The sequence below is a fragment of the Cohnella luojiensis genome (genome assembly GCF_004564235.1).
GTDB classification, from domain to species: domain Bacteria; phylum Bacillota; class Bacilli; order Paenibacillales; family Paenibacillaceae; genus Cohnella; species Cohnella luojiensis.
Genome location: NZ_SOMN01000098.1, coordinates 1 through 1,317, shown reverse-complemented (window position 1 = coordinate 1,317; position 1,317 = coordinate 1). Strand labels below are relative to the sequence as shown.

1 protein-coding gene is annotated in these 1,317 nt (G+C 33.7%); it reads left to right on the top strand.

Annotated features, from left to right (window positions below):
* The first annotated feature begins 874 nt into the window (after nt 1-874).
* On the top strand, nt 875-1,195 hold the full coding sequence (locus E2980_RS23885; protein WP_135154711.1) for a hypothetical protein: 321 nt from the start codon (nt 875-877) through the stop codon (nt 1,193-1,195).
* The last annotated feature ends 122 nt before the right edge of the window (nt 1,196-1,317 follow it).

The following is a 1,317-nucleotide window of genomic DNA, read 5'->3' as shown; positions in this document are numbered from 1 at the left end:
TTGAAACAGTAGACGAGATAAGAACTGCAGTAAAAAGCTTCACTGAAGAAATAAGCAAAACTCCGATGACAATTATTGATCGGCTTTGTATTAAATTATGATGCCTTCTTTATTGCCGTCTATATAGAATCTGGAGGAAGTTAAATTTTGCATAATATAACATTTTATTTTTTAATTATCATTTGCATAGTTCTAATCATGACAGTTCTAGTATGGGCGATTTCAGGGCTATTTTTATTTTTCAATGCCAGTCTCACAACAAGAGCACATAGAAAGGTTTTATTCCATATTACATACCCGACATCTATTGGTTACGGAGTTATTATTAGTCAATCAATTAATCAAGGCAATTACTTACTCCAAGGGAACATTTTATTAATTGGTTCAATTTTATTATTCATTATATCATTTCTAGAGAAAGGTATTTTTATCAGAAGAAAGACGATTAGATCATCAATTGTCTGGTGCTTTATGTGTATATGTTGGTCAATAGTTTTTCCTATCAATATAGAAAAATTATTTCTTATTATTTGAGTAACTTAAGCATTTATTAAAATCTCAAAAGAAATCACGATTTAATCACTGTTTCATCAATATCGATCATAGGATTATTCCTATGGGGTATAATAGCAAACAATTACTATGCTAATTTATGGGATGATACACCAGATGGCTTTTAGGAGCCGGAGTTATCTGGATCATTTTTTACACATGGCTTTTTCTTTTTACATACTTCCATTGCTTTGGAATCAACCGGACACACCTGCACCGTCTAACTGCGCAAGCGTAGTCGGCAGCTTCGCTGCTTTAAGTCGGTTGGGCGTCGTGATTACAAGAAATTTTTCGGAAATTTAATTATGAAGGAAGTGTTGTTTTGACTCAACTGGGTTGTAATTACTCTCCACAATTAATATCTTTAGTTGATCAAGGAGCAGTTGAAGTAGAATGGATCAAGATATCAAAGAAAGATACGGTTTGGAAGGAAATTTCAATTTGTAATGAGTATGCTCCTATGTTATTACATACGCTCCCCCATGCTACATTGACAACTTTTGAGAATATAGATTTTGACGACATTAACAGGGCAATTAAGGCATGTAAATCACCTCATGTAGCATTACATTTACAAGCGTTGAAAGAAGACTGGAATAATCAGGCCGAAATATCGGATACAGAAATTTTTGAAAGAATGTAATGCTCCCCATTGTCAAGACACGATTTTCTGAGGAATAAGTTATATCCTCCTTGTCGTGTAATCTAGTCATTTAGGATGCGATTTGTTCAAATGAGTGTGCATAGAATTGATCAGGCCGTGAT